This window comes from Stenotrophomonas sp. NRRL B-14846 (genome assembly GCF_050473585.1).
Classification (GTDB): domain Bacteria; phylum Pseudomonadota; class Gammaproteobacteria; order Xanthomonadales; family Xanthomonadaceae; genus Stenotrophomonas.
In genome coordinates this window covers 3,937,993-3,960,120 of sequence record NZ_JBFLUN010000022.1, presented here as the reverse complement: position 1 = coordinate 3,960,120, position 22,128 = coordinate 3,937,993, and the positions used below count along the sequence as shown (strand labels likewise).

Below are 22,128 nucleotides of genomic sequence, written 5' to 3'. Positions count from 1 at the left end.
TCGGCAACCGATGGGTGTAAAGCAGAAGGGCCGGCATTGCGCCGGCCCTTCTTCATTGCATCAACGCAGCAACCGCATCAGAACTTCGCGGTGAATTCCACGCCCCAGGTACGCGGCTCGTTGAGGAAGCCGGTCAGGTTGTTGAAGTCGATCGCGCCGACCACGCGGGTCTGGTTGGTCAGGTTGCGACCAAACACCGCCACGTCGTACTGGCCGTAATCCCAGTTGTAGCCCAGGCGCAGGCCGCCTTCCAGCGAACTACGGCCGCGGAATTCCGGCGACTCGTAGATGAAGAAGTTCACCGCGCTGCGGTAGGCCCAGTCGGTGTACGCGTACAGCTCGCTGCCATCGCTGAGCGGGAAGCCCACGCGCAGGGTCGCGTTGTGGATCCACTTCGGCGCCTGCGGCAGCGGGTTGCCGTTCACCAGCGCATAGGTCTGGCCGTTGATCACCGTGGTCGGGTCGGTGATGGTGCAGCCACCGCCACAGATCGCCACCGCCAGGTTCTTGTCCTTGATCTCGGTGTCGTTGTAGCTGCTGCCGAAGGTCAGCAGGACGTTGTCGGCCAGGTAGGCCTCCAGGTCCAGCTCGACGCCCTGGCCGATGGTCTTGTCGGCGTTGAGCAGGGTGGCGGTGTTGTTGGTGCCGCCCACTGCGATCAACTGCTGGCCATCGACGTTGTAGCGGAACACGCTCAGGCCCAGGCGCGCGCGGCGCTCGAACAGATCAGCCTTGATGCCGGCTTCGTACGAGATCACCTTCTCCGAATCGGCCTGCGACAGGCCCGGCGCGAAGGCCAGGCGGCCCTGGATCGACGGCGCGCGGAAGCCCTTGGCCACGCGGGCATAGGCGTTGATGTCGTCGGTCAGCTTGTAGACGCCGCTCAGATCCCAGCTGACGTCGTTGACGTCGGTGTTGGCCAGGTACGGGCCACTGACCGGGGTACCGAACGGAACGGCCTGCAGCACGCTGGCGCTGAAGTCCTTCTTGTCCTGGGTGTAGCGCACGCCGGCACGCAGCTTGAAGCGGTCGGTGACATCGAAGTCGCCCGAGGCGAACACCGCCCAGGCCTTGTTGCGCTGGTTCTGCACCACGTGGCCGGTCTGCGGATTGCCCGGGGCCAGCGAGTCGTAGTTGAAGTTGTTGATGGTCACGTCTTCATCGAAGTAGAAGACGCCGGCCTGCCAGTCGAAGCGGCCCCACTCGTTGGACTCGATGCGGAATTCCTGCGTCCACTGGCGATGGTGCGGCAGGCCGTCAGCCGACTCCGACGAGAACGGGATGAAGCCCGGGCCGTAGTTGCCGGCGCCGAGGAACGCCGCACCGTAGCCACCGTCGATGTCACCGCGGTTGAGCGATTCGGCGGTTTCATAACCGGTGATCGAGTGCAGGGTCACCGAGCCGAGGTTCCACTGCAGGCGCGCGCTGCCGCCCCAGGTCTTCAGGTCGGAGAAGTTGACGCCGTCGTTGGCCACCTTGTCGCGGTCGAAGTTCTCGACCAGCGAGTTGCCACCCTTCTCGATGATGTTGGCGCGGAACAGGCGGGCGGTGCCATTGAGCTTGCGCTTGTGCAGGTTGAACAGCGCTTCGAAGTCATCGCCTTCGTACAGGAACTGCACGCGGCCGGCGGCTTCGTCGTAGCCTTCGAAGCCGCTGTTGGGAGCGCCGACACGGGTGTTGTCGACCCAGTCATCGCGGCGCTGGTAGATCGCCGAGACGCGTGCCGACCAGCGGTCGGTCAGCGGGCCGCCGTAGGCGCCCTGCACGTTCCAGCTGTTGTAGCTGCCATAGCCGACGCGGATGTAGCCTTCGGCATCCTGCGACGGACGCGCCGAATCGAACTTGACCACGCCGGCCGGCGTGTTGCGGCCGAACAGCGTGCCCTGCGGGCCACGCAGCACTTCCACGTTGGCCAGGTCGAACAGCGGGAAGCCCTTCAGCAGCGGGCTTTCCTGCACCACGTCGTCGTACACCAGCGACACCGGCTGCGATGCATTGAGATCGAAGTCGGTGTTGCCCAGGCCGCGGATGTAGAAGCGCGGGAAGGCACGGCCGTAGGACGACTCGATGTTGAGGCTGGGCACGCGTGCGGCCAGGAAGCGGATGTCATCGCCGGCCGAGCCGAGCACATCCAGCTTCTCGCCCTGGATCGCGGAGACCGCGACCGGCACGTCCTTGGCGTTCTCGACGCGGCGCTGCGCGGTCACCTGCAGGGTGTCGAGGGCAACCGGATCCTTGGCAGCGGGGGTTTCCTGGGCGGCTGCTACCAGCGGCAGCAGGGCGGAAAGAGCGGCAACGAGGGGGCGCGCGACCGGAAATCGGCCACGGGAAGTGCGGGTCGGGGACATGGCGGTAGGCTGTGTTTGGAGGGGTGGTAAAACGGCGCTACCAGATAATTGTTGCAATACAGCACCTGCCCCGCAAATGCCGGCCGTTCATGGCCCCGTCGCCCTGCCCCCGGTGCGCTCGCTAGACTCGGGGTTTTCCAGCGCCGCGGAGCCGCCGCAATGACCCAGTGGTACTTCCATGCCTCCGCCCAGGCCGACCGCGTCGGACCCCTCGATGACGAGGCCGCGCGCCGCTATGCGCAGGCCAACCCGCGCGCGCTGGCCTGGTGCCAGGGCATGGCGGGCTGGACGCCGACCGCCGAGGTGGCCGAGCTGCGTGCGCCGGGCGCGGGCCTGCCAACCCCGCCGCCGGTTCCTTCCAACACCGCCGGCAATCGTGCCGACGACATCGAATTCCGCATCGTCGGCCATGAAATGCAGTTCGTGGAGATCGAGCTCGACCCCGGCGAAAGTGCGGTGGCCGAGGCAGGCGCGTTGATGTTCAAGGACGCCACGGTGCAGATGGACACCGTGTTCGGCAGCGGCGCCGCCAGCAGCGGCGGCCTGATGGACAAGGTGATGGCGGCCGGCCGCCGTGTGCTGACCGGCGAGAGCCTGTTCGCCACCGTCTACACCCAGACCGGCCACGGCAAGGGCAAGGTCGCCTTCGCCGCGCCCTACCCCGGCACGGTGCTGGCGATGCGCCTGGACCAGCACGGTGGCCGCCTGATCTGCCAGAAGGACAGCTTCCTGGCCGGCGCACGTGGCGTGCAGATCGGCGTGCAGTTCCAGCGCAAGATCATGACCGGCCTGTTCGGCGGCGAGGGCTTCATCATGCAGAAACTGGAAGGCGACGGCTGGGTCTTCATCCATGCCGGCGGCTGCGTGATCGAGCGCGAGCTGGCCGCGGGTGAACGCCTGGACGTGGATACCGGCTGCGTGGTGGCCTACCACTCCAGCGTGGACATGGACGTGCGCCGGGTGGCCGGCATCAAGAGCATGCTGTTCGGCGGCGAAGGCGTGTTCCTGGCCACGCTGACCGGCCCGGGCAAGGTCTGGCTGCAGTCGCTGCCGTTCTCGCGCCTGGCCGGCCGCATGTGGATGGCCGCGCCGCAGGGCGGTGGCCAGAGCCGCGGCGAAGGCTCGGTGCTGGGCGGCCTGGGCCGGATGCTGGACGGCGACAACCGGTTCTGACCACCCCGGTAGTGCCGGCCGCTGGCCGGCAACCCCGTGGACCGTTGCCAGTTTCCCAATGGTTGCCGGCCAGCGGCCGGCACTACCTTCATGAATAGGGATCTCCCCCACCCTGCCCGCACCGCCATGGCTTCGGTATGCTGGCGCCCTTTCCTGAATCCGGCGCCGCGAGCGCACTGCCGATGAGCCTGTTCCGCCCCCGCATGCTGCTGTCCGTCGCCCTGATCGGCCTGCTGGCCGGCTGCGGTGGCGACCCGGTCCGTCCCACGCCGCCGCCGGCGCCGACCGTGGTGCCGCAGGCCAAGCCGATCAAGATCGGCATCGCTCTCGGTGGTGGCGCAGCCAAGGGCTTCGCGCACATCGGCGTGATCAAGATGCTGGAAGCCAACGGCTTCGAGCCGGCTGTGGTCTCCGGCACCAGCGCCGGCAGCGTGGTCGGTGCGCTGTATGCCAGCGGCATGGACGCCTTCCAGATGCAGAGCAAGGCGGTCGCGCTGGACGAAGCCAGCATCCGCGACGTACGCCTGTTCTCCGGTGGCCTGGTGCAGGGCCAGAAGCTGCAGGACTACGTCAACGAACAGGTCGCCAACCGTCCCGCCGAGCGCCTGAAGAAACCGTTCGCCGCCGTTGCCACCCAGCTGGAAACCGGCGAGCGCTCGATCTTCGTGCGCGGCAACGTCGGCCAGGCGGTGCGCGCTTCAAGCAGCATCCCCGGTGTGTTCGAGCCGGTGAAGATCGGCGGCCGCAACTACATCGACGGCGGCGTGGTCAGCCCGGTGCCGGTGGATGCCGCGCGCCAGCTCGGCGCCGACTTCGTGATCGCCGTGGACATCTCCAGCAAGGCCAGCGGCAAGGCACCGACGGACATGCTGGGCATCGTCAACCAGTCCATCTCGATCATGGGACAGCGCCTGGGCGAGCAGGAACTGGCGCGCGCCGACATCGTCATCCGCCCGAAGGTGCTGGACATCGGCGCTGCCGATTTCAGCCAGCGCGGCACCGCGATCCTGGAAGGCGAAAAGGCCGCGATGGCGGCCATGCCGCAGATCCGCGCGAAGATCCAGCAGCTGCAGCGCGCGCGCGCCGCCGCCGCAGCACCGGCGCCGGTGGCCGCACCGAAGTGCGAGGAAGCCTCGCGCCTGGGCAAGCTGATGGGCCGCAAGGACAAGTGCTGATCCGTTGATGCCAGGCCACCGGGCATGCCTGGTGGCCGCTCAGGGCTCCAGCTGCGACAACGGCAACGCCTGGAAGCCCTTCACCGTGCGCAGCACGAAGCTGGAATTGGCATCGGCCACGCCACCGGCGTTGAGCAGCCGGTCCAGCAGGAAGTGCGAGAAATGCTCCAGGTCGCGCACGTAGACGTGCAGCAGATAGTCCATGTCGCCGGTCAGCGCATGGCAGGCCACCACCTCATCCCAGCCCTGCACACTGTCCACGAAGTGGCCGATGGCGGCCTGGTCGTGTTTTTCCAGCTGCACGCGCACGAAGGCCTGCAGGCCAAGGCGCAGCTGGCGCGGTTCCAGCCGCGCGCCATAGCCGACGATCACGCCCTCGCTTTCCAGCCGCTGCAGGCGGCGCAGGCAGGCCGAGGGTGAGAGGTTCACCCGCGTCGCCAGCTCGGCGTTGGTGGCGCGCCCATCCCGCTGGATTTCAGCCAGCAGGCGTATATCCGTGCGATCGAACTGGACTTCTCCGGCCATTGTTGCCCCGCAACATGGTGAGTACGCAAGGATATTGCGCCAACAGGGCCAATCGACGCAACTTTTGCAACCCTGTTGCGCGCGCCCTGCCCTAGCATCGTGGGTATCCCGTCAAGGAGTGCCCCATGGACCTCGCCCAGCCCCGCCGCGTCGAACACCAGCAGACCGACAAGGGCTACGTGCCGGTGTATACCACCGCGCTCGTCGAGCAGCCGTGGGACACCTACAGCGCCGACGACCACGCCACCTGGAGCACGCTGTACCAGCGCCAGCGCGAGCTGCTGGTCGGCCGTGCCTGCCAGGAGTTCCTGGACGCGCAGGATGAGATGGGCATGAGCGCGCACATGATTCCGCGCTTCGACCAGCTCAACGAAGTGCTCGGCGCCGCTACCGGCTGGACCCTGGTCGGCGTCGAAGGCCTGCTGCCGGAACTGGATTTCTTCGACCACCTGGCCAACCGCCGTTTCCCGGTGACCTGGTGGATCCGTCGCCCGGACCAGATCGACTACATCGCCGAACCGGACCTGTTCCACGATCTGTTCGGCCACGTGCCGCTGCTGATGAACCCGGTGTTCGCCGACTACATGGAGGCGTACGGCCGTGGCGGCGTCAAAGCCCACGCGATCGGCCCGGATGCGCTGCAGAACCTGACCCGCCTGTACTGGTACACGGTGGAGTTCGGCCTGATCGATACGCCCGACGGCCTGCGCATCTACGGCGCCGGCATCGTGTCGTCGAAGGGCGAATCGCTGTACTCGCTGGAGTCGGCCGCGCCCAACCGCATCGGTTTCGACCTGCAGCGGATCATGCGCACCAAGTACCGCATCGACACCTTCCAGAAGACCTACTTCGTCATCGACAGCTTCGAACAGCTGATGCAGGCGACGTCACCGGACTTCACCCCGATCTATGCAGCACTGGCCGACCAGGCGCATCTGCCGGCCGGCGAGGTGCAGGGCGATGACCGCGTGTTCCAGAAGGGCACGGGTGAAGGCTGGGCCGACGGCGGCGACGTGTAAGCGCGTAACGCACACTGCCTCACAGTGGAAACGGCGCACCCTGGTGCGCCGTTTTCGTTGTTGCCTGCACCGTCCTGCCGCGACGACGCAGGCGAGGGCAGGGCACTCAGCCGTCCACGGCCCGGCAGGAACCGCGCACCATCAGCTGCGGATGCACGCTGGCCGCAGTCGGCGCCTCCGGTACGTCGGTCTGCACCAGCATCGCCGCCGCCATGCGGCCGATGTCGGAGACGTGGCGGCGCACCGACGTCAGCGGCGGCCACAGCCGCGATGCCAGCGGGCTGTCGTCGTAGCTGACGATCGACAACTGCTGCGGCACCGCGATGCCGGCACGCAATGCCACCTGGTACACACCAGCCGCCATCTCGTCGTTGCCGGCGAAGATCGCGCTGGGGCGCTGTCCGCCCATCAGCAGCCGTTCGGCGGCATGCACGCCCGACTCGAACGTATCGCCCGCTTCCAGCACGCGTTCACCCGGCAGGGTCAAGCCGACCTGCGCCAGTCGATCAAGGAAGCCATGGGTACGCTCGCGTGCGCTACGGCGATCCCCCGGACCCGCAATCACCGCGATATCGCGATGGCCCAGCGAGAGCAGGTAGCCCGCAGCCGCAGCGGCACCGTCGCGATCGTGGGTGACCACCGCCTGCACGTCTTCCTCCGATGCATGCGCGTTGATGCGGATGTAGCGGCAGTCGATCGCGTCCAGCATCTGCGCCAGCGCCACCGACTCGGAGGCGCGCGGGCCGAGGATCACGCCATGCAGTTTCTGCTGCTGCACGAAGCGGCGCACGCCGTCCGCACAGTCCGGATCCTGGCTGTTGCACGGGTGCACCACCAGCTCATAGCCGGTGCCGCGCAGCGCTTCCAGCGCGCCGTGCTGCAGGTCGACAATGCATTGGGCACCGGGGTCGTCGTACACCAGGCCGATCAGGAAGGAGCGGCGGAACGCGAGTCCGCGCGCCAGCGGGTCGGGCACGTAACCGACCTCGCGCATCAACGCCTCGACCTTGTCGCGGGTGTCTTTGCGCACCAGCGGCGAGTTGTTGATGATTCTTGAAACCGTTTTCTTGGAAACTCCCGACAGTCGTGCGATGTCGTTGATCGTGGCAGCCTTGCCCTTCGATGCCGGCAACGCGGCATCGCTAATATTTCGCACTGACATGTATAGAACCAGGTAAGTCGGAGAATTCTAGCCTTGCGCCCGTCGGGCGCGAAGTTGCGGAATGTCGCAGCGGATCTGAATCGTGTCGTGTTCGACACGTTTTGCTGCGCGAGGTTCCATTGTGATCGCTCTACTGCCTCTGCATCTGAACCGTTCTTCCGCGCGTGTTCACCCTGAATGCGGACGCGACGCGCGCGAACGCCAACATTCCCTTAACCATGCTCCGCTACAGTCAGGTGCATGGACCTGCAGACCTCTCCGTTTCCGCCGTTCCGTGGCCGCGACCGGTTGATCGCCGCGGTCGACGCGGCGATGACCTCCGGTGATGCCGGGCGCATCACCGCCGACCTGCAGCTGGCGCTGCAGGAAGCCATAACCGACAGCCGCATCGAATTGCCCGAATGCGTGCATCGGCCGGTCAGTGATCATTACGCGCGACGTCCGCTGTACCACAGCCGCGAACACGGCTACAGCGTGATTGCCATGAGCTGGGGCCCAGGGCAGGGCACGCCGCTGCACGACCACGATGCCATGTGGTGTGTGGAGGGAGTGTGGTTGGGCGAGCTGGAGATCACCCGTTACGAGCTGCTGGAGCGCGCCGGCGAGCGCTGGCGTTTCCACCGCCACGCCGCGCTGCGCGGGGGCTGCGGCAGTGCCGGCAGCCTGATCCCGCCGCACGAGTACCACACCCTGCGCAACGCCAGCGATGACGCGTTGGCGATCTCGGTGCACGTGTACGAGGCGCAGATGGAGCGCTCGGCGGTGTTCGACCCGCTCGGCGGCGACTGGTACCAGCGCCGCATCCAGGCACTGCAGGCCGACCCCGCCTGAGTCAGGCACGGGGCAGGGCGCTGCCAGCACCTTCGCGATCCACGTGGCATCATGCGCCGCTGCGCTGCCGGACCCGGCAGCGATCCGCGATGCCCGGTCGGGCAAGGAGCAAGACGATGTCCAGCGCTGATCCGCGCCTGCGCGCGCTGTTGAAGCTGGCACCGGTGATCCCGGTGTACACCCCCGAAGATGTGAATGAAGCGGTCGACGTCGCCCAGGCGCTGTTCCGTGGCGGCCTCCCGGTGATCGAGGTGACGCTGCGCACGCCGCAGGCGCTGGATGCGATCAAGGCGATGGTCGAGGCTGTGCCGGATGCGGTGATCGGTGCCGGCACCGTACTCAACGCCACGCAGATGCACGCAGCGAAGCAGGCCGGTGCGCGCTTCGCGGTGTCCCCGGGTGCAACACCGGCGCTGTATGCGGCCGCGCGTGATGCCGACCTGCCGTACCTGCCCGGTGCGGCCACCGCCTCGGACCTGATCCTGGGCCTGGAGCACGGCCACGACACCTTCAAGTTCTTCCCGGCGGTGCAGGCCGGCGGCGCTGCACTGCTGGCGGCCTGGCACGGCCCGTTCGCCGATGTGCGGTTCTGCCCGACCGGTGGCATCAGTGCGCAGACCGCGCCGCAGTTCCTGCACCTGCCCAACGTGCTGTGCGTGGGCGGTTCGTGGCTGACCACCCCGGCGCTGCTGCAGACCCGCGACTGGGACGCGATCGAACGCCTGGCCCGCGAGGCGTCGGTACTGGCCAGCTGAACCCGCTCCACGAATCGTCAAAGGTTTGATCGTGATCAAAGCGCCGGCCTCGTGCCGGCGTCATTCTGTGGGCAAGCGCACTACGGAGATCCGAACATGAATTCGACCATGAAGGCCGCTGTCGTGCGTGAGTTCGGCAAGCCACTGGTGATCGAGGAAGTCTCGGTACCGCGCCCGGGGGCGGGCGAGGTGCTGGTCAAGATCGAGGCCTGTGGCGTCTGCCACACCGACCTGCACGCCGCCGAGGGCGACTGGCCGGTGAAACCGAACCCGCCGTTCATCCCCGGCCACGAGGGCGTGGGGCACGTCGTGGCCGTGGGAGGCGGGGTAGGGCACGTCAAGGAAGGCGACAGGGTCGGCATCCCCTGGTTGTACTCGGCGTGTGGCCATTGCGAACACTGCCTGGGTGGCTGGGAAACGCTGTGCGAGACACAGCGCAACACCGGATACTCGGTCAACGGCGGCTTCGCCGAGTACGCACTGGCCGATGCCAACTATGTCGGCCTGCTTCCGAAGGACGTGGGCTTCGTCGAGATCGCGCCGGTGCTGTGCGCCGGCGTGACCGTCTACAAGGGCCTGAAGGTCACCGACACCAAACCCGGTGACTGGGTGGCGATTTCCGGCATCGGTGGCCTGGGCCACATGGCGGTGCAGTACGCCCGCGCGATGGGCCTGAACGTGGCTGCGGTGGATGTGGACGACAACAAGCTGGCATTGGCCCGGCAGCTTGGCGCGCAGATCACCGTGAACGCGCGTACCACCGATCCGGCCGCCTTCCTCAGGAAGGAAATCGGCGGCGCGCACGGTGCGCTGGTCACTGCGGTGTCGCCGAAGGCGTTCGAGCAGGCACTGGGCATGGTCCGCCGTGGCGGCACCGTCTCGCTCAACGGACTGCCGCCCGGTAACTTCCCGCTGGACATCTTCGGCATGGTGCTCAACGGCATCACCGTGCGTGGCTCGATCGTCGGCACCCGGCTGGACCTGCAGGAGTCGCTGCAGTTCGCGGCCGAAGGCAAGGTTGCGGCCACGGTCAGCACCGACCGCCTGGAAAACATCAACGACGTGTTCGCGCGCATGCATGCGGGCACCATCGAAGGCCGCGTGGTGCTCGACTTCGCCGCCTGACCGCCTGTGCATGGCCGCCGTCGCTCCGTCCCCCTCTCCCACGGACGCGGCGGCCATGCCGATCCATCGGTAGTGCCGGCCGCCGGCCCGCAACCCCAGGCACTTCGCGCCGCCGTACAATGCGCGCATGCCCGGCCTGCTCAAGACCCTGTTCCTGTCCATCGTCGCCCTGATCGGCGGCGTGCTGTCGCTTGCGCTGGTCAGCAGCGTCGCCAGCTGGCTGCCCCCGCTGCTGGGCCTGTCGCCGGACAACAACAGCGTGCAGCTGGGGTGGGATCTCACCTTCAGCGTGCTCGGTGGCATCGCGGGCATTTCCTTCGCCACCTATTACGCCCCCTGCTGGCCGCGTTCGCATGGCTTCTCGATCTGGTCGCTGATCGCGCTGGGCTGTGGCTACGCAATGTGGACGGCCGGTGCGGATTTCCCGTTCTGGTTCGTCATTTCGCTGCTGGCATCACTGCCGCTGCAACTGCTGGTCGGCTGGTGGTTCGGCCGTCGCGCCTCGCGCAGCGCAACACAGGCTTAATAATTCCTCCCTAGGCTCGGTGCCCGCCGACCGTCGGCAACGCGGCGCAGGGGTCTGTCCCATGGATATCGGGCAGGCGCGACGCACGTCACCACAGGGAACCGGGGAATCCATCCGATGCGTCACCAGATCCGGGAGGCTGCAGCTGCAGCCCCTCATGCGAAGCGTTTGTCCCGTGCCGTGCACGCCGTGCTGATCGGCGGCCTGGCCGTGTTGCCGGTCGATGCCATGGCCGAGGCCGAAGAGGCCGACGGCGATACCCGTGAGCAGCTGCAGCAGCTGGACACCGTCACCGTCAGTGGCAGCTACGCGAAGAGCCTGGAGCGTGCGGTCGATCTGAAGCGCGCCAACATCGGCTTCTCCGATTCGATCGTCGCCACCGACGTCGCCGATTTCCCCGAGCAGAACCTGGCCGAAGCGCTGCAGCGCATGCCCGGTGTCACCATCGAACGCAACAAGGGGCTGGGCAGCAAGGTCAGCGTGCGTGGCCTGCCCAGCGAATTCACCCTGGTCTCGATCAACAACCTGGCCACGGCCTCCGGCAGTGGCGGTCGCGACGTGCAGTTCGACATCTTCGCCGCCGACGTGGTGCAGACCGTCACGGTGCAGAAGTCGCCGACCGCTGCGGATGAAGAGGGTGGCATCGCCGGTTCGGTCTACATCGAAACCGCCAGGCCGTTCGACTACGCCGAGCCGAAGTTCAGCGCCTCGGCCGAGGCATCGCACAACTCGATCAACGGCAAGGTCGACCCGAAGATCTCGTTCCTGGCCAGCGACACCTGGGGCGACTGGGGCGGCCTGGTGTCGTTCTCCAAGGCCAAGCGCAGCAACCGCACCGATTCCAATTCCGGCATCAACTTCCGCCCGATGGGCCGCTTCCTCGAGGCGTCCGGTTCGCGTTCGTCGCAGGCCGCGGCCGTGCTGGCGCGCGATGCTGGCATCGTGGTGAAGAACCGCATGGACAAGGACGAAACCAGCCGCATCATCTTCCAGGACAAGGTCGGTGATCGCGTCTATCTCAACGACCAGGACCAGTGGGGTGCGACCGCATCGTTGCAGTTCAAGCCCAGCGAAACGTTCTCGCTGAGTTTCGACGCGATGCTCGGCGGCTACGACACCCATGAAGACGAATACGATGCGGCGGCCTACTCCGCCTCCAGCCGCAGCACGCTGGACCGCATCTACGACTACGACCGCACCACGCTGGGCGACCATGGCATCACCGTGCTCAGGGACGTGGCCTACACCGCCACCCAGCACGAGATCCTCAGCAAGGACCGCAACGCCAACACCGACTATCGCCAGTTCAGCAGCAAGCTGGACTGGAAGGTGGGCGGCTGGGACATCGATGCGCTGGTCGGCTACTCCGGTGCACGCAGGGATTCAGACTACGCCAACCTCAAGCACGTCGCCTATGCGCCATCGCGTACGCGCTGGACCAGCGACGGCGGTGAAACGGTGCCGAGCAGCACCGGCGGTTTCGACATGTACAACGCCGCGGACAAGTACCTGTTCGAAGCGTACGAAACCGAAGTGGAAAACGTGAAGGACGACAAGTACGCCGCGCAGCTCGACCTGCGCCGGCAGATGAACCTGGCGTTCTTCCCGGCATTGAGCGCGGTGCAGTTCGGTGCGCGCTACACCGACAAGACCAAGCAGCGCGAGTTCGGCAGCGGCAAGATCCAGGGCCCCTCGGCCGGCAGTGCTGCGTGGGTGAACAAGCGCACGCTGGCCGACAGCAACCCGGTGTGGATCAGCCAGCTGGCACCGGGCGGTGCCTATCGCCCAAGCGATCTGGACTGGCAGCAGATTTCCAACGCCTACGCACGCGCCACCTTCCGCTATCCCGGTTATGCGACACCGCTGGACCCCGGCCAGTATTACGAGGTGAAGGAGAGGACGCTGGCACTGTATGCGATGGCCGATTTCTACTTCGACATCGGCCACGTACCGGTGTACGCCAATCTCGGCCTGCGGTCGATCGATACCGACGTCGACTCCTCCGGTTTCCATCCGGTACAGAAGCCCGATGGCAGCAGCGGCTTCACCGCTACGCCGATCTCCAGCAGCGGCGACTACAGCAAGCTGCTGCCGAGCTTCAACATGACCGCCGAGATCGCCGACGGACTGGTGCTGCGCGGTGCGGCGTCGGAAACGCTGATGCGTCCGTCGCTGACCGACATCGCCTACCGGCGCACGGTCAGCTGGAGCAGCTTCCGCTTCATGGATGGCAACCCGGCGCTGAAGCCGACCACGGCGAAGCAGTGGGAAGTCGGCCTGGAGAAATACCTGCAGAACGGCGGCCTGCTGGCGGCGTCGTACTTCTCCAAGAAGATCGATGGCGTGGTGCGGCAGTCGCTGACCGGCATCGTGCCGAACGTCGAGAAGCTCAACGCCAACGGTTCACTGGATGGCTACTACGACTTCGAGGTGTACCAGCCGGTCAATGCCGATGGTTCGTACAAGGTCAGCGGCGTGGAACTGGTCGCGCAGCTGCCGCTGTCGATGCTGCACCCGGCGCTGGAAGGGTGGGGCATCAATGCCAACTACACGCAGCTGGACAACTCGCTGACCGGCGCATCGGATCTCTCGATCCCGACACCGCCGGAGGGGCTGGCCGAAAAAGCGTACAACTTCACCCTGTACTACGAGAACGACCGCTTCAGCGCGCGCGCCTCGTACAACTACAAGGACAAGTACGTCGAGTACATCCATCTCAACATGTACCCGGTCTACCGCGATGCCTACGGCCAGCTGGATGCATCACTCGGCTTCCGTCTGAACGACACCTGGAAGCTGAACCTGGAAGCGATCAACCTGCTGGATGAAAAAACCAGCGGTTATACGATCGACAAGGCGTTCCCGACCCAGTACGAATTCTCCGGGCGCCGCGTCACCTTCGGGATCCGCGCGGACTTCTGATCGATGTGGGGCGGCGCCTTCTGGCGCCGCCATCCGGTAGTGCCGGCCGCTGGCCGGCACCTATGGCACACCTGGCCCTTCGCGCAAGGCCACCGCGTTACTGCAGCAACGGCCTCACTGCCGCCGCCGGAATATGGTCCAGCGCGCGCCAGGCGTCTTCCACCACCGGCCGCGCCTGCGACCAGCCCAGCCGCGACTGCCCGCGCATCTGTTCCCAGTGCTCGGCCAGTTCCTCGCAGGTATCGGCGGCATCACCGCGCGGCCAATCGGCAGCGTGGGTGGTCAACGCGAAGGCATAGACCGGGCACAGGTCGCGCCAGTTGCGATGGCTTTGCCCGCGACGTTCCTCGTAGTCACTGAGCATGTATTGCAGGTAGTCCTGGGCCACCGCCTGCGGATCCTCATGGCGACGCGTGCGGCGCTGCGCGGTGCGCTGGCCGAGCGGATCGAGCAGGGCGTTGAACACGGACGGTGCGGGTCGTTCAAGACGGGGCATGGCCGGCTCCTGCAGCGGGGGCGGGTGGGCAGGAATACGCGCGGTACCGTTACCGGGGGGTGAGCGAGATGTTCATGACGCCAGGTTCGCGGTGGCTTTACCTGTGGCGCGGTGTAGTGGGAACCCCGAGCGCAGGTAGCCAGACCATGAGCCGAGAGACCTCCCGCGATCCGCTGCGCGCGAACCATCCGCCCATTCCCGGCGAGCAGCGCGGCAAGCACGATGCCGACAATGCCGACTACCGCGGCACCGGTGCGCCATTCTTCGATGCCGGGCACGCCGGAGAGCATCTGCCGGTGAAGCACGAGGCTGAACAGGCGGCCCAGGATCGCAAGGACGGTGGCGACCGCCATCGTGGCGGCCAGGAAAGCCCGCTCAAGCGGCGCGAACGCAAGCAGCGCGCCAGCGACAACCAGGACGAGGCGCTGGAGGAGACGTTCCCGGCCAGCGACCCGACCTCGCCCTTCGTGCCGGCCAAGGCACCCGATTGAAAGGTAATGCCGGCCGCTGGCCTGACGTCCTGCACGGCGCGATGCCGCCAGGGCCACCGAATTACGGGTAGTGCCGGCCGCTGGCCGGCAACTTCCTGACGTCCTGCACGGCGCGATGCCGGCCAGCGGCCGGCACTACCACTTCAGCGCCACGACCATTGCAGGCCGACGTTGGCCCGCCGTCCTGGCCCCGGCTCGTAGAAGCGCCCGTTGCCGTCATTGACGATCACCGAGCCGATATAGGCCTGGTCCAGCACGTTCTCCAGCCGGGCGAAGGCGCGCAGCTCGCCACCCGGCAGGGTCCAGCGACGCCCGGCTTCCAGATGCAGCAGGGCGAAGCCGGGCGCGCGTTCGGTCGCCACGTCGTTGACCACGGTATCGCTGCTGGCGGCGGCCTCCAGCGCCCACTGCCACTCGCCGGGTGACCATTGCAGCCGGGCGAAGGCCTGCTGGCGCGGTACCCCGGGAAGGCGGCTGCCTGCGGCAATCAGAGTGTTCGAGGTCAGGTACGGCGAACGCACCTGCGCCTGCAGCCAGGTCCACGCCAACTGCAGCTCCAGCTGCTCGGCCAGCGGCTGGCGATACTGCAGTTCAACCCCCTGGCGGCGGGTGCGGCCGATGTTGCGATAGGTGCTGCGACCTCCGATATTGCTGGCAACTGCCAGCTCGTCGTCGGTATCTGCGCGGAAAAGGCTGACATCAAGCTGGGTTCCATCCTGTGCGCGCCACTTGCTGCCGACCTCCAGGCTGCGGCTGCGCGCCGCCGCCAGATCCAGCGCCAAACCCGCCTGGCCATCGGCGCGATAGCCCAGCTCGTTGAAGGTGGGCGTCTCGAAGCCGCGGCCCACCGCGGCATGCAGGCGCCACTGCGGGCTGGCCTCGAGGCTGATCCCGGCCACCGGCGTGGTCGCCTGGTAGCGGCGCCGGCCACTGTCGTCGGGGTTGGCGCCAACGATGTAGCGGTCGTCGGACGCGAAGCGCACCGCGCTGTGGCGCACGCCCGCCAGCAACGACCAGCGCGGGCTCCACTGCCACCAGGCCTGGGCGAACTGGTCCACGTTCTGCACGGTGTCGATCTGGTCGCGGCGCAGGCGCCCGCGCACACCCAACGTACGGCCGATGAAGTTCTCGAAGCCGGTGCGGTGCTGGCGCTGCCGATCCGCGCTGAGCCCGGCCGCAACGTCCAGCGGCCGGCCGGCGAGGTCGCCGCGCCAGCCCCAGCGCGCGTCCAGCCCACCATAGCCGCCCTCCAGATCGATCACCCCGCCGGCATGCAGTGGGTTGGCCTGGGCAGCCGGCGGAATCGGCAGGTATTGGGTCACCGTGCGTTCGCCGGCATAGCCCATCAGCTGCCAGCGCTGCGCCCCGGTCTCCCGGGTCCAGCGCAGACCGGCCTGCTGCTGGCGCACCGATTTTCGGGTGTTGTACTGGTGCGCCACGGCGGTGGCCTGGCGCGGATCCGCCGCCACCTGGGCACGGCTCAGGCCCAGCGGGTCCTGCGCATCGGGGGCATCCAGCGAATTGAGCAGCAGCTCCAACCGCCCACCGCCCAGATCACCACCGATGCGCGCATTGAGCGATTCACGGCGCGCGCGGCTGTGGTCGCGCCAGCCATCGGTGCGGAAGTGGTTGGCGGCGATGTTGTAATCCAGAACACGGCCGGCACCCTTCAGTTGCGCGCCGACGCTGAGCGTGTTGTCGGCACCGGCATTGAGCCGCAGCCGCCACGGGTCGCCGGGCTGGCCCTGCGCGCTCCACACCTGCAGCACGCCGCCGGAGGAATTGCCGTACAGCGCCGAGAACGGCCCGCGCAGCACCTCGATGCGTTCGGCGCCCAACAGGCTGGCGTGCGACAGCTGGCCCTGGCCGTCGGGCATGGTCGCCGGTACCCCGTCGATCAATACCCGCACCCCGCGCACACCGAAGGTAGAGCGCGCACCAAAGCCACGGATCGACAGCTGGGTGTCCTGCGCGAAGTTCTGCCGGTCGCGGGCGACCAGGCCCGGGACCCCGGCCAACGCCTCGGACAGCTGCGCGCCGGCGCCAGCGCGGCCGGCGTCGATCCAGACCGTGTCCTGGCTGGCCGGCAGCGCGAACGGGTCGATGCCCGGCACCCGCGCGGCCTGCACCTGCACGCTGGGCAGGGCGGTCGGCGCGGGCTCGGCCATGGCCGCCCAGGGCGACAGCAGCAGGGCGGACAACGGCAGGCAACGGCGGCGTGCGGCAGGATTCATGATTCAGGTTGATGGATCGGGCGGCAACGCACGCCATGGTACGGGGCCGCGGATGACGATGGCGGCGGCCAGCCCCGGCAGGCTTTGTTACGATGGGCTGTTTCCGGCCGAAAAGCCGCAAGCCGCGTAGCGCACTTCCTCCCCCTTTCCGTCTACCGAACGAGTACCGCCGTGTCCTTCTTTGCAAACGTGGAACTGGTCCCAGGCGACCCGATCCTGGGCCTGACCGAGGCGTACAACGCCGACAGCCGCCCGACCAAGGTCAACCTGGGTGTGGGCATCTACTACGACGAGAGCGGCCGCATTCCGCTGCTGCGCGCCGTCAAGCACATCGAGCAGCAGCTTGCCGCTGAAGCCAAACCGCGCGGCTACCTGCCGATCGATGGCCTGCCGGCGTACACGCAGGCCACGCGTGAGCTGGTGTTCGGCAAGGACTCGCCGCTGCTGGCCGCCGGCCGCGTCACCACCGCACAGACCGTCGGTGGCAGCGGTGCGCTGCGTGTCGGCGCCGACGTGCTGAAGAAGCTGCTGCCGCACGCCACCGTTGCGCTGAGCAACCCGAGCTGGGAAAACCACCGCGCCGTGTTCAGCGCGGCCGGCTTCGAGGTGGTGGAGTATTCCTACTTCGACCCGACCACCCATGGCGTCAACTTCGATGCCCTGCTGGCCGACCTGGGCAAGCTGGACGCCGGCACCGTGGTGCTGCTGCATGCCTGCTGCCACAACCCCACCGGTGCCGACCTCACGGTCAGCCAGTGGAAGCAGGTCGCACAGCTGCTGAAGGACCGCCAGCTGTTCCCCTTCATCGACATGGCCTACCAGGGCTTCGACAAGGGCATCGAGCAGGACGGCGCCGCCGTGCGCATCATCGCCGAAGCCGGCATCGACAGCTTCATCGTCGCCAACTCGTACTCCAAGTCGTTCTCGCTGTATGGCGAACGTGTGGGTGCGCTGTCGATGGTGGCGCCGACCGCCGCTGACGCCAAGGCCGTGCAGTCGCAGGTCAAGCGCGTGATCCGCACCATCTACTCCAGCCCGTCCACCCACGGTGCTGCGCTGGTGGCCGGCGTGCTGACCAACCCGGAACTGCGCGCGATGTGGGAGCAGGAGCTGACCGAGATGCGCGAGCGCATCCACGCCCTGCGCCATGGCCTGGTCGAGAAGCTGGCCGCTGCAGGTGCACCGCAGTTCGGCTTCATCAACGAGCAGGCCGGCATGTTCTCCTACTCCGGCCTGAGCCGTGAGCAGGTCGAGCGCCTGCGCGACGAGTTCGGCATCTACGCCGTCGGCACCGGCCGCATCTGCGTGGCCGCGCTGAACCAGAACAACCTGGAATACGTCGCCAAGGCCGTGGCCACCGTCGCCAAGAGCTGAAGCAACGTTCCAGTAGCTTGAAGACAAAGGCGCCGAAAGGCGCCTTTGTTTTTTGCTTTTGCTCTTGCCTTTGCCATCCCCACCGCGCTCGCGGCGAACCCTGAAGCGCGTGGGAGGGGGAGGTGATGCAGGACCGTTGGCGCCATGGATGGCGCCATCGAGCTTACATGGACGTACTTGCAGCGTGTCCTGCATCGCCTCCCCCTTCCACGCGCCTCGACAAAAGGAAGGCGCCACGAGCGCAACGCATCTGGAAACGATTACGCCTTCCCGCGCTCACGCACGGCCCCGCCATACGGGCGACAATAGGCGTTTTCCCGCTGCCGAGACCTGCCCGCTCATGTCCCGTACTTCGTTGACCCGCTTCCTGATCCAGGAACAGCACGCCGGCCGCATCAATGCCGACCTGCGCCAGCTGATCGCGGTCGTCGCCCGCGCCTGCACCAGCATCTCCATCGCCGTCAGCAAGGGCGCCCTCGGTGGCGTGCTCGGCGACGCCGGTACCGGCAACGTGCAGGGTGAAGCGCAGAAGAAGCTGGACGTCATCAGCAACGAGATCCTGCTCGAGGCCAATGCCTGGGGTGGCCACCTCGCCGCCTGCGCCTCGGAGGAAATGGACCACAGCCAGCCGGTGCCGGACATCTATCCGCGCGGTGATTTCCTGCTGCTGTTCGATCCCCTCGATGGCAGCTCCAACATCGACGTCAACGTCTCCGTCGGCACCATCTTCTCGGTGCTGCGCTGCCCGACCAACGTCGAGCTGCCGGGCGATGACGCGTTCCTGCAGCCGGGCAGCAAGCAGATCGCCGCCGGCTACTGCATCTATGGGCCCAGCACCCAGCTGGTGCTGACCGTCGGCCATGGCACCCACGCCTTCACCCTCGACCGCGAGAAGGGCGAGTTCGTGCTGACCACCGAGAACATGCAGATTCCGGCGGCCACCCAGGAATTCGCCATCAACATGTCCAACCAGCGTCACTGGGAAGCGCCGATGCAGGCGTACGTCGGCGATCTGCTGGCAGGCAAGGAAGGCGCACGCGGCAAGAACTTCAACATGCGCTGGATCGCCAGCATGGTGGCCGACGTGCATCGCATCCTGACCCGCGGCGGCATCTTCATCTACCCGTGGGACAAGAAGGATCCGTCCAAGGCCGGCAAGCTGCGCCTGATGTACGAAGCCAATCCGATGGGCCTGCTGGTCGAACAGGCCGGCGGCGCTGCCTGGACCGGCCGCGAGCGCATCCTCGACATCCAGCCCGACCAGCTGCACCAGCGCGTGCCGGTGTTCCTCGGTTCGCGCGAGGAAGTGGCCGAGGCCGTGCGCTACCACCACGCGCACGACGACGCGCAGGGCTGAGGCAGTTCCTCCGACAGCGGTCGTGGCAGAACGATGACATGACCGTGGGGTGACACCGAGGGCGGCAAACGGCACCATCAAGCCGTTGCCGCCTAAGGAATGCACGCATGCACGAGCAGGGCCCGGTCGATTTCATCGAAGTCATCCACAACGCCGTCCCCAGCGAGGTCTGCGCCGCCATCGTTGAACGCCTGCGCGCCACGCGTGGCCTGCAGCCCGGTGCGGTGGGCAGTGGCGTGTTCCCGGAACTCAAGCACAGCAAGGATCTGCGCATCAGTGGCCTGGACGGCTGGCAGGATGTCGACCAGCAGCTGCAGATTGCGGTGTTCAACGGCCTGCTGACTTATCTACGCCGTTATCCACAGGCGTTGATCGCCCCGCTGATGTTGCAGATCCAGGACAGCAACGGCCAACCGCGACGCCTGTCTGCCGAGGACTTCCCCGACATGCCGCCGCAGCAGCTGGCCGACCTGGCCCGCACCTGCCTGCGTCCGGGTGCAATCAACCTGCAGTGGTATGCGGCAGGCGAGGGCGGCTACCCGTACTGGCACTGCGAGCTGTACCCGAAGGATGCCCAGGCCGAGACCCTGCACCGGCATGTGCTGTGGACGCTGTACCTCAACGACGACTTCGACGAGGGTGAAACCGAGTTCCTGTTCCAGGGGCGGAAGATCGCACCGCGTACCGGCAGTCTGTTGATTGCACCGACGGCGTTTACTCATACCCATCGTGGCAATCGGCCGCAGGGTGGGGATAAGTTCATCGCGACGAGCTGGATCCTGTTCCAGAGTGCGCAGAAGTTGTTTGGGGGGTGACGTCGAGCTGCACGTCGGGCTCGGATGTAGAGTCGAGCCATGCTCGACCGATGGACTCAGAACAACGAGCCCTGCGGCGAATCCTTCTTCGGCGGCAGCGGCTTCTGGAACCGGCTGCAATCCAGCTTCGGCCAGTGGCTGTTCTGTGCATTGAATCCCAACCGCTTGCGCGCCAGCTTGAAGCGGTTGTTCAACAGATCGGCATATACGCCCTGGCCGCGCATGCGGGTGCCGAACTGGCTGTCGTAGTCCTTGCCGCCGCGCAGCTGCTGGATGGTGCTCATCACATGCGCAGCGCGATCGGGATGGTGCGTATCCAGCCAGTCGCGGAACAGCGGTGCCACTTCCAGTGGCAGGCGCAGCAGCACGTAGCCTGCGGTGCTCGCACCTGCGTCGTGCGCAGCCTCCAGCACGGCTTCCAGCTCGCTGTCGTTGATCCACGGAATCACCGGCGCCACCATCACACCGACCGGAATGCCAGCGTCATGCAGGCGTTTCATCGCGCGCAGCCGTGCATGTGGCGCTGATGCGCGCGGCTCCAGCTTCGCGGAGAGATGCGGATCCAGCGAGGTCACCGAGAAGTGCACGCTGACCAGGTTCTCCGCGGCCAGCGGCGCGAGCAGATCGATGTCGCGCTCGACCAGTGCGTTCTTGGTGATCAGCGAGAACGGATGCTTGGTTTCCAGCATCACTTCGATCAGTTGGCGCGTCAGCTTGAACTTGCGTTCGATCGGCTGGTACGCATCGGTGTTGATGCCCAGCGCGATCGGCTGCGGCACGTAACCCGGCTTCGACAGTTCCTTGCGCAGCAGTTGCGGCGCATTGGTATTGGCGAACAGCTTGGTCTCGAAATCCAGGCCCGGCGACAGATTCAGATAGGCATGCGAGGGGCGCGCAAAGCAGTACGAGCAGCAGCACTATATGTGCGCGAGGAAAAGTGTTCAGCGCTGCGTCCATTACAGCTGGCCTCTCCACAGGCTAGCTTGGGAATGCCGCCCTCCTGTGTTCCAGCCCAAGGCAATGAAGGGTAGGTTAGCGAGGTATTGCTGCTACCTCAGCCTTGGAGTTCCACGATCAGGCCAATTTAGGATGAATTCCTCCTGCTCCGCAGTCTCCACCGCACCAGGCCGCACTGAGCGCACTTTAGCAATGGCGTCAAGACCGTCCGAAGCGCAGCCTGCTTCAATGAGAAGCATCGCTGCTACGGTGCCCGCCCGACCGAGGCCACCTTTGCAGTGCACCACGACCCTGCTTCCAGACAAGAGCTCGGCTGCGAACAGTGGCCCTAAGAATCGCCATGGCTCAAGCAGTCGCGCATCAGGAGCCGCACCATCCGTAATCGGCAGGCCATGCCACATCAAGCCGTGCGCCTTGGCGCATTCTGCCAAAGAAATGATTCTTAGCTCTTCGAACTCCCACGGCTCAATCAACGTGATCAGATGCTTTGCTCCCCACATAACTATGGACACTAGATCGGCGTCCAAGTCCCGAGCCCAAGCTCCCGTCATTGCGGCGTCCTGATGCTTTCCAGGTGCAAAGGTGACGCCGATCCCACCGCCGTTCATCCCGACAGGCAAGGTCGCGATCTGTAGTGGATGGGAGATACTTGTTCTAGTCACCTGCCCTCTCCTGAATCAATAGCCCTTAGGGGCGAGAAGCAAAAGCTGCGCCCTTTTGATCTGAATGTCCAACTGTGAGCCTAGCTGTGCGGCCAGTGCCTGATCGGACGCCAGTGGCAACGGCATAGCGCCCAACTCGAGCGAGCAAAGACCAAGCCGCGATCGGTCGTTGGAACGCTCA

18 protein-coding genes and 1 pseudogene are annotated in these 22,128 nt (G+C 66.4%); 12 read left to right on the top strand and 7 right to left on the bottom strand.

All coding sequences use genetic code 11. The annotated features are described in order from the left end of the window. Window positions 1-77: 77 nt before the first annotated feature. Window positions 78-2,348, bottom strand: coding sequence for a TonB-dependent receptor (locus AB1281_RS20370; RefSeq protein WP_430346820.1), 2,271 nt, complete (start codon window positions 2,346-2,348; stop codon window positions 78-80). A gap of 159 nt (window positions 2,349-2,507) precedes the next feature. Here AB1281_RS20370 and AB1281_RS20365 point away from each other — a divergent pair, with 159 nt between their 5' ends. Together AB1281_RS20365 and AB1281_RS20360 are read left to right on the top strand one after the other, a co-directional pair. After that, window positions 2,508-3,521, top strand: a complete 1,014-nt coding sequence (locus AB1281_RS20365) for a TIGR00266 family protein (protein WP_075675765.1) — start codon at window positions 2,508-2,510, stop codon at window positions 3,519-3,521. A 182-nt stretch (window positions 3,522-3,703) separates the two neighbouring features. Then, window positions 3,704-4,696 (top strand): patatin-like phospholipase family protein, encoded by a 993-nt coding sequence (locus tag AB1281_RS20360; RefSeq protein WP_014035442.1) that lies wholly within the window; start codon window positions 3,704-3,706, stop codon window positions 4,694-4,696. Window positions 4,697-4,735: 39 nt separating this feature from the next. Here the strand turns inward: AB1281_RS20360 and AB1281_RS20355 are convergent, their stop codons facing one another. Next, a complete protein-coding gene (locus tag AB1281_RS20355) occupies window positions 4,736-5,221 on the bottom strand; it encodes an Lrp/AsnC family transcriptional regulator (protein WP_049446786.1) in 486 nt (161 codons plus the stop codon). Window positions 5,222-5,346: 125 nt separating this feature from the next. On the opposite strand from AB1281_RS20355, the gene phhA reads away from it, so the two are divergent. Next, a complete protein-coding gene (gene phhA / locus AB1281_RS20350; protein WP_075675766.1) occupies window positions 5,347-6,240 on the top strand; it encodes a phenylalanine 4-monooxygenase in 894 nt (297 codons plus the stop codon). 106 nt (window positions 6,241-6,346) lie between these two features. Here phhA and AB1281_RS20345 read toward each other — a convergent pair whose 3' ends face one another. Next, on the bottom strand, window positions 6,347-7,402 hold the full coding sequence (locus AB1281_RS20345) for a LacI family DNA-binding transcriptional regulator (protein ID WP_430346819.1): 1,056 nt from the start codon (window positions 7,400-7,402) through the stop codon (window positions 6,347-6,349). Between the two features lie 240 nt (window positions 7,403-7,642). On the opposite strand from AB1281_RS20345, the gene AB1281_RS20340 reads away from it, so the two are divergent. The 5 genes from AB1281_RS20340 (at window position 7,643) to AB1281_RS20320 (ending at window position 13,561) form a co-directional block, all read left to right on the top strand. Then, window positions 7,643-8,233 carry a cysteine dioxygenase family protein gene (locus tag AB1281_RS20340; RefSeq protein WP_049446792.1) on the top strand — a complete coding sequence of 197 codons (591 nt, stop codon included), beginning with the start codon at window positions 7,643-7,645 and terminating at the stop codon, window positions 8,231-8,233. 116 nt (window positions 8,234-8,349) lie between these two features. Then, a complete protein-coding gene (gene eda / locus AB1281_RS20335; RefSeq protein ID WP_119007389.1) occupies window positions 8,350-8,988 on the top strand; it encodes a bifunctional 4-hydroxy-2-oxoglutarate aldolase/2-dehydro-3-deoxy-phosphogluconate aldolase in 639 nt (212 codons plus the stop codon). 96 nt (window positions 8,989-9,084) lie between these two features. Beyond that, window positions 9,085-10,113, top strand: a complete 1,029-nt coding sequence (gene adhP, locus AB1281_RS20330; protein ID WP_014035436.1) for an alcohol dehydrogenase AdhP — start codon at window positions 9,085-9,087, stop codon at window positions 10,111-10,113. Window positions 10,114-10,240: 127 nt separating this feature from the next. Further along, window positions 10,241-10,639 carry a hypothetical protein gene (locus AB1281_RS20325; protein ID WP_164115739.1) on the top strand — a complete coding sequence of 133 codons (399 nt, stop codon included), beginning with the start codon at window positions 10,241-10,243 and terminating at the stop codon, window positions 10,637-10,639. Between the two features lie 168 nt (window positions 10,640-10,807). Beyond that, entirely contained in the window at window positions 10,808-13,561 is a 2,754-nt protein-coding gene (locus tag AB1281_RS20320) for a TonB-dependent receptor (RefSeq protein WP_430346818.1), read from the top strand. Window positions 13,562-13,658: 97 nt separating this feature from the next. On the opposite strand, the gene AB1281_RS20315 is transcribed toward AB1281_RS20320, so the two are convergent. Next, window positions 13,659-14,057, bottom strand: coding sequence for a hypothetical protein (locus tag AB1281_RS20315; RefSeq protein WP_014035432.1), 399 nt, complete (start codon window positions 14,055-14,057; stop codon window positions 13,659-13,661). Between the two features lie 146 nt (window positions 14,058-14,203). On the opposite strand from AB1281_RS20315, the gene AB1281_RS20310 reads away from it, so the two are divergent. After that, on the top strand, window positions 14,204-14,548 hold the full coding sequence (locus tag AB1281_RS20310; RefSeq protein WP_071228660.1) for a hypothetical protein: 345 nt from the start codon (window positions 14,204-14,206) through the stop codon (window positions 14,546-14,548). Between the two features lie 143 nt (window positions 14,549-14,691). Here AB1281_RS20310 and AB1281_RS20305 read toward each other — a convergent pair whose 3' ends face one another. Beyond that, entirely contained in the window at window positions 14,692-16,782 is a 2,091-nt protein-coding gene (locus AB1281_RS20305) for a TonB-dependent receptor family protein (RefSeq protein ID WP_430346817.1), read from the bottom strand. A gap of 171 nt (window positions 16,783-16,953) precedes the next feature. Here AB1281_RS20305 and AB1281_RS20300 point away from each other — a divergent pair, with 171 nt between their 5' ends. The 3 genes from AB1281_RS20300 to AB1281_RS20290 all read left to right on the top strand — a co-directional run bounded on the left by AB1281_RS20300 (window position 16,954) and on the right by AB1281_RS20290 (window position 20,328). Continuing rightward, window positions 16,954-18,156 (top strand): aromatic amino acid transaminase, encoded by a 1,203-nt coding sequence (locus tag AB1281_RS20300; protein WP_430346816.1) that lies wholly within the window; start codon window positions 16,954-16,956, stop codon window positions 18,154-18,156. 340 nt (window positions 18,157-18,496) lie between these two features. Next, window positions 18,497-19,513, top strand: a complete 1,017-nt coding sequence (locus AB1281_RS20295) for a class 1 fructose-bisphosphatase (protein WP_014035428.1) — start codon at window positions 18,497-18,499, stop codon at window positions 19,511-19,513. Between the two features lie 107 nt (window positions 19,514-19,620). Then, window positions 19,621-20,328 carry a 2OG-Fe(II) oxygenase gene (locus AB1281_RS20290; RefSeq protein ID WP_019337497.1) on the top strand — a complete coding sequence of 236 codons (708 nt, stop codon included), beginning with the start codon at window positions 19,621-19,623 and terminating at the stop codon, window positions 20,326-20,328. A gap of 56 nt (window positions 20,329-20,384) precedes the next feature. On the opposite strand, the pseudogene AB1281_RS20285 reads toward AB1281_RS20290, so the two are convergent. After that, window positions 20,385-21,239 (bottom strand): annotated as a pseudogene (locus AB1281_RS20285) (PA0069 family radical SAM protein); the annotation flags it as partial. 138 nt (window positions 21,240-21,377) lie between these two features. Beyond that, the gene (locus AB1281_RS20280) at window positions 21,378-21,836 is read right to left on the bottom strand and encodes a protein-tyrosine phosphatase family protein (protein WP_430347019.1); all 459 of its coding nucleotides are present in this window, start codon (window positions 21,834-21,836) and stop codon (window positions 21,378-21,380) included. Window positions 21,837-22,128: the final 292 nt, after the last annotated feature.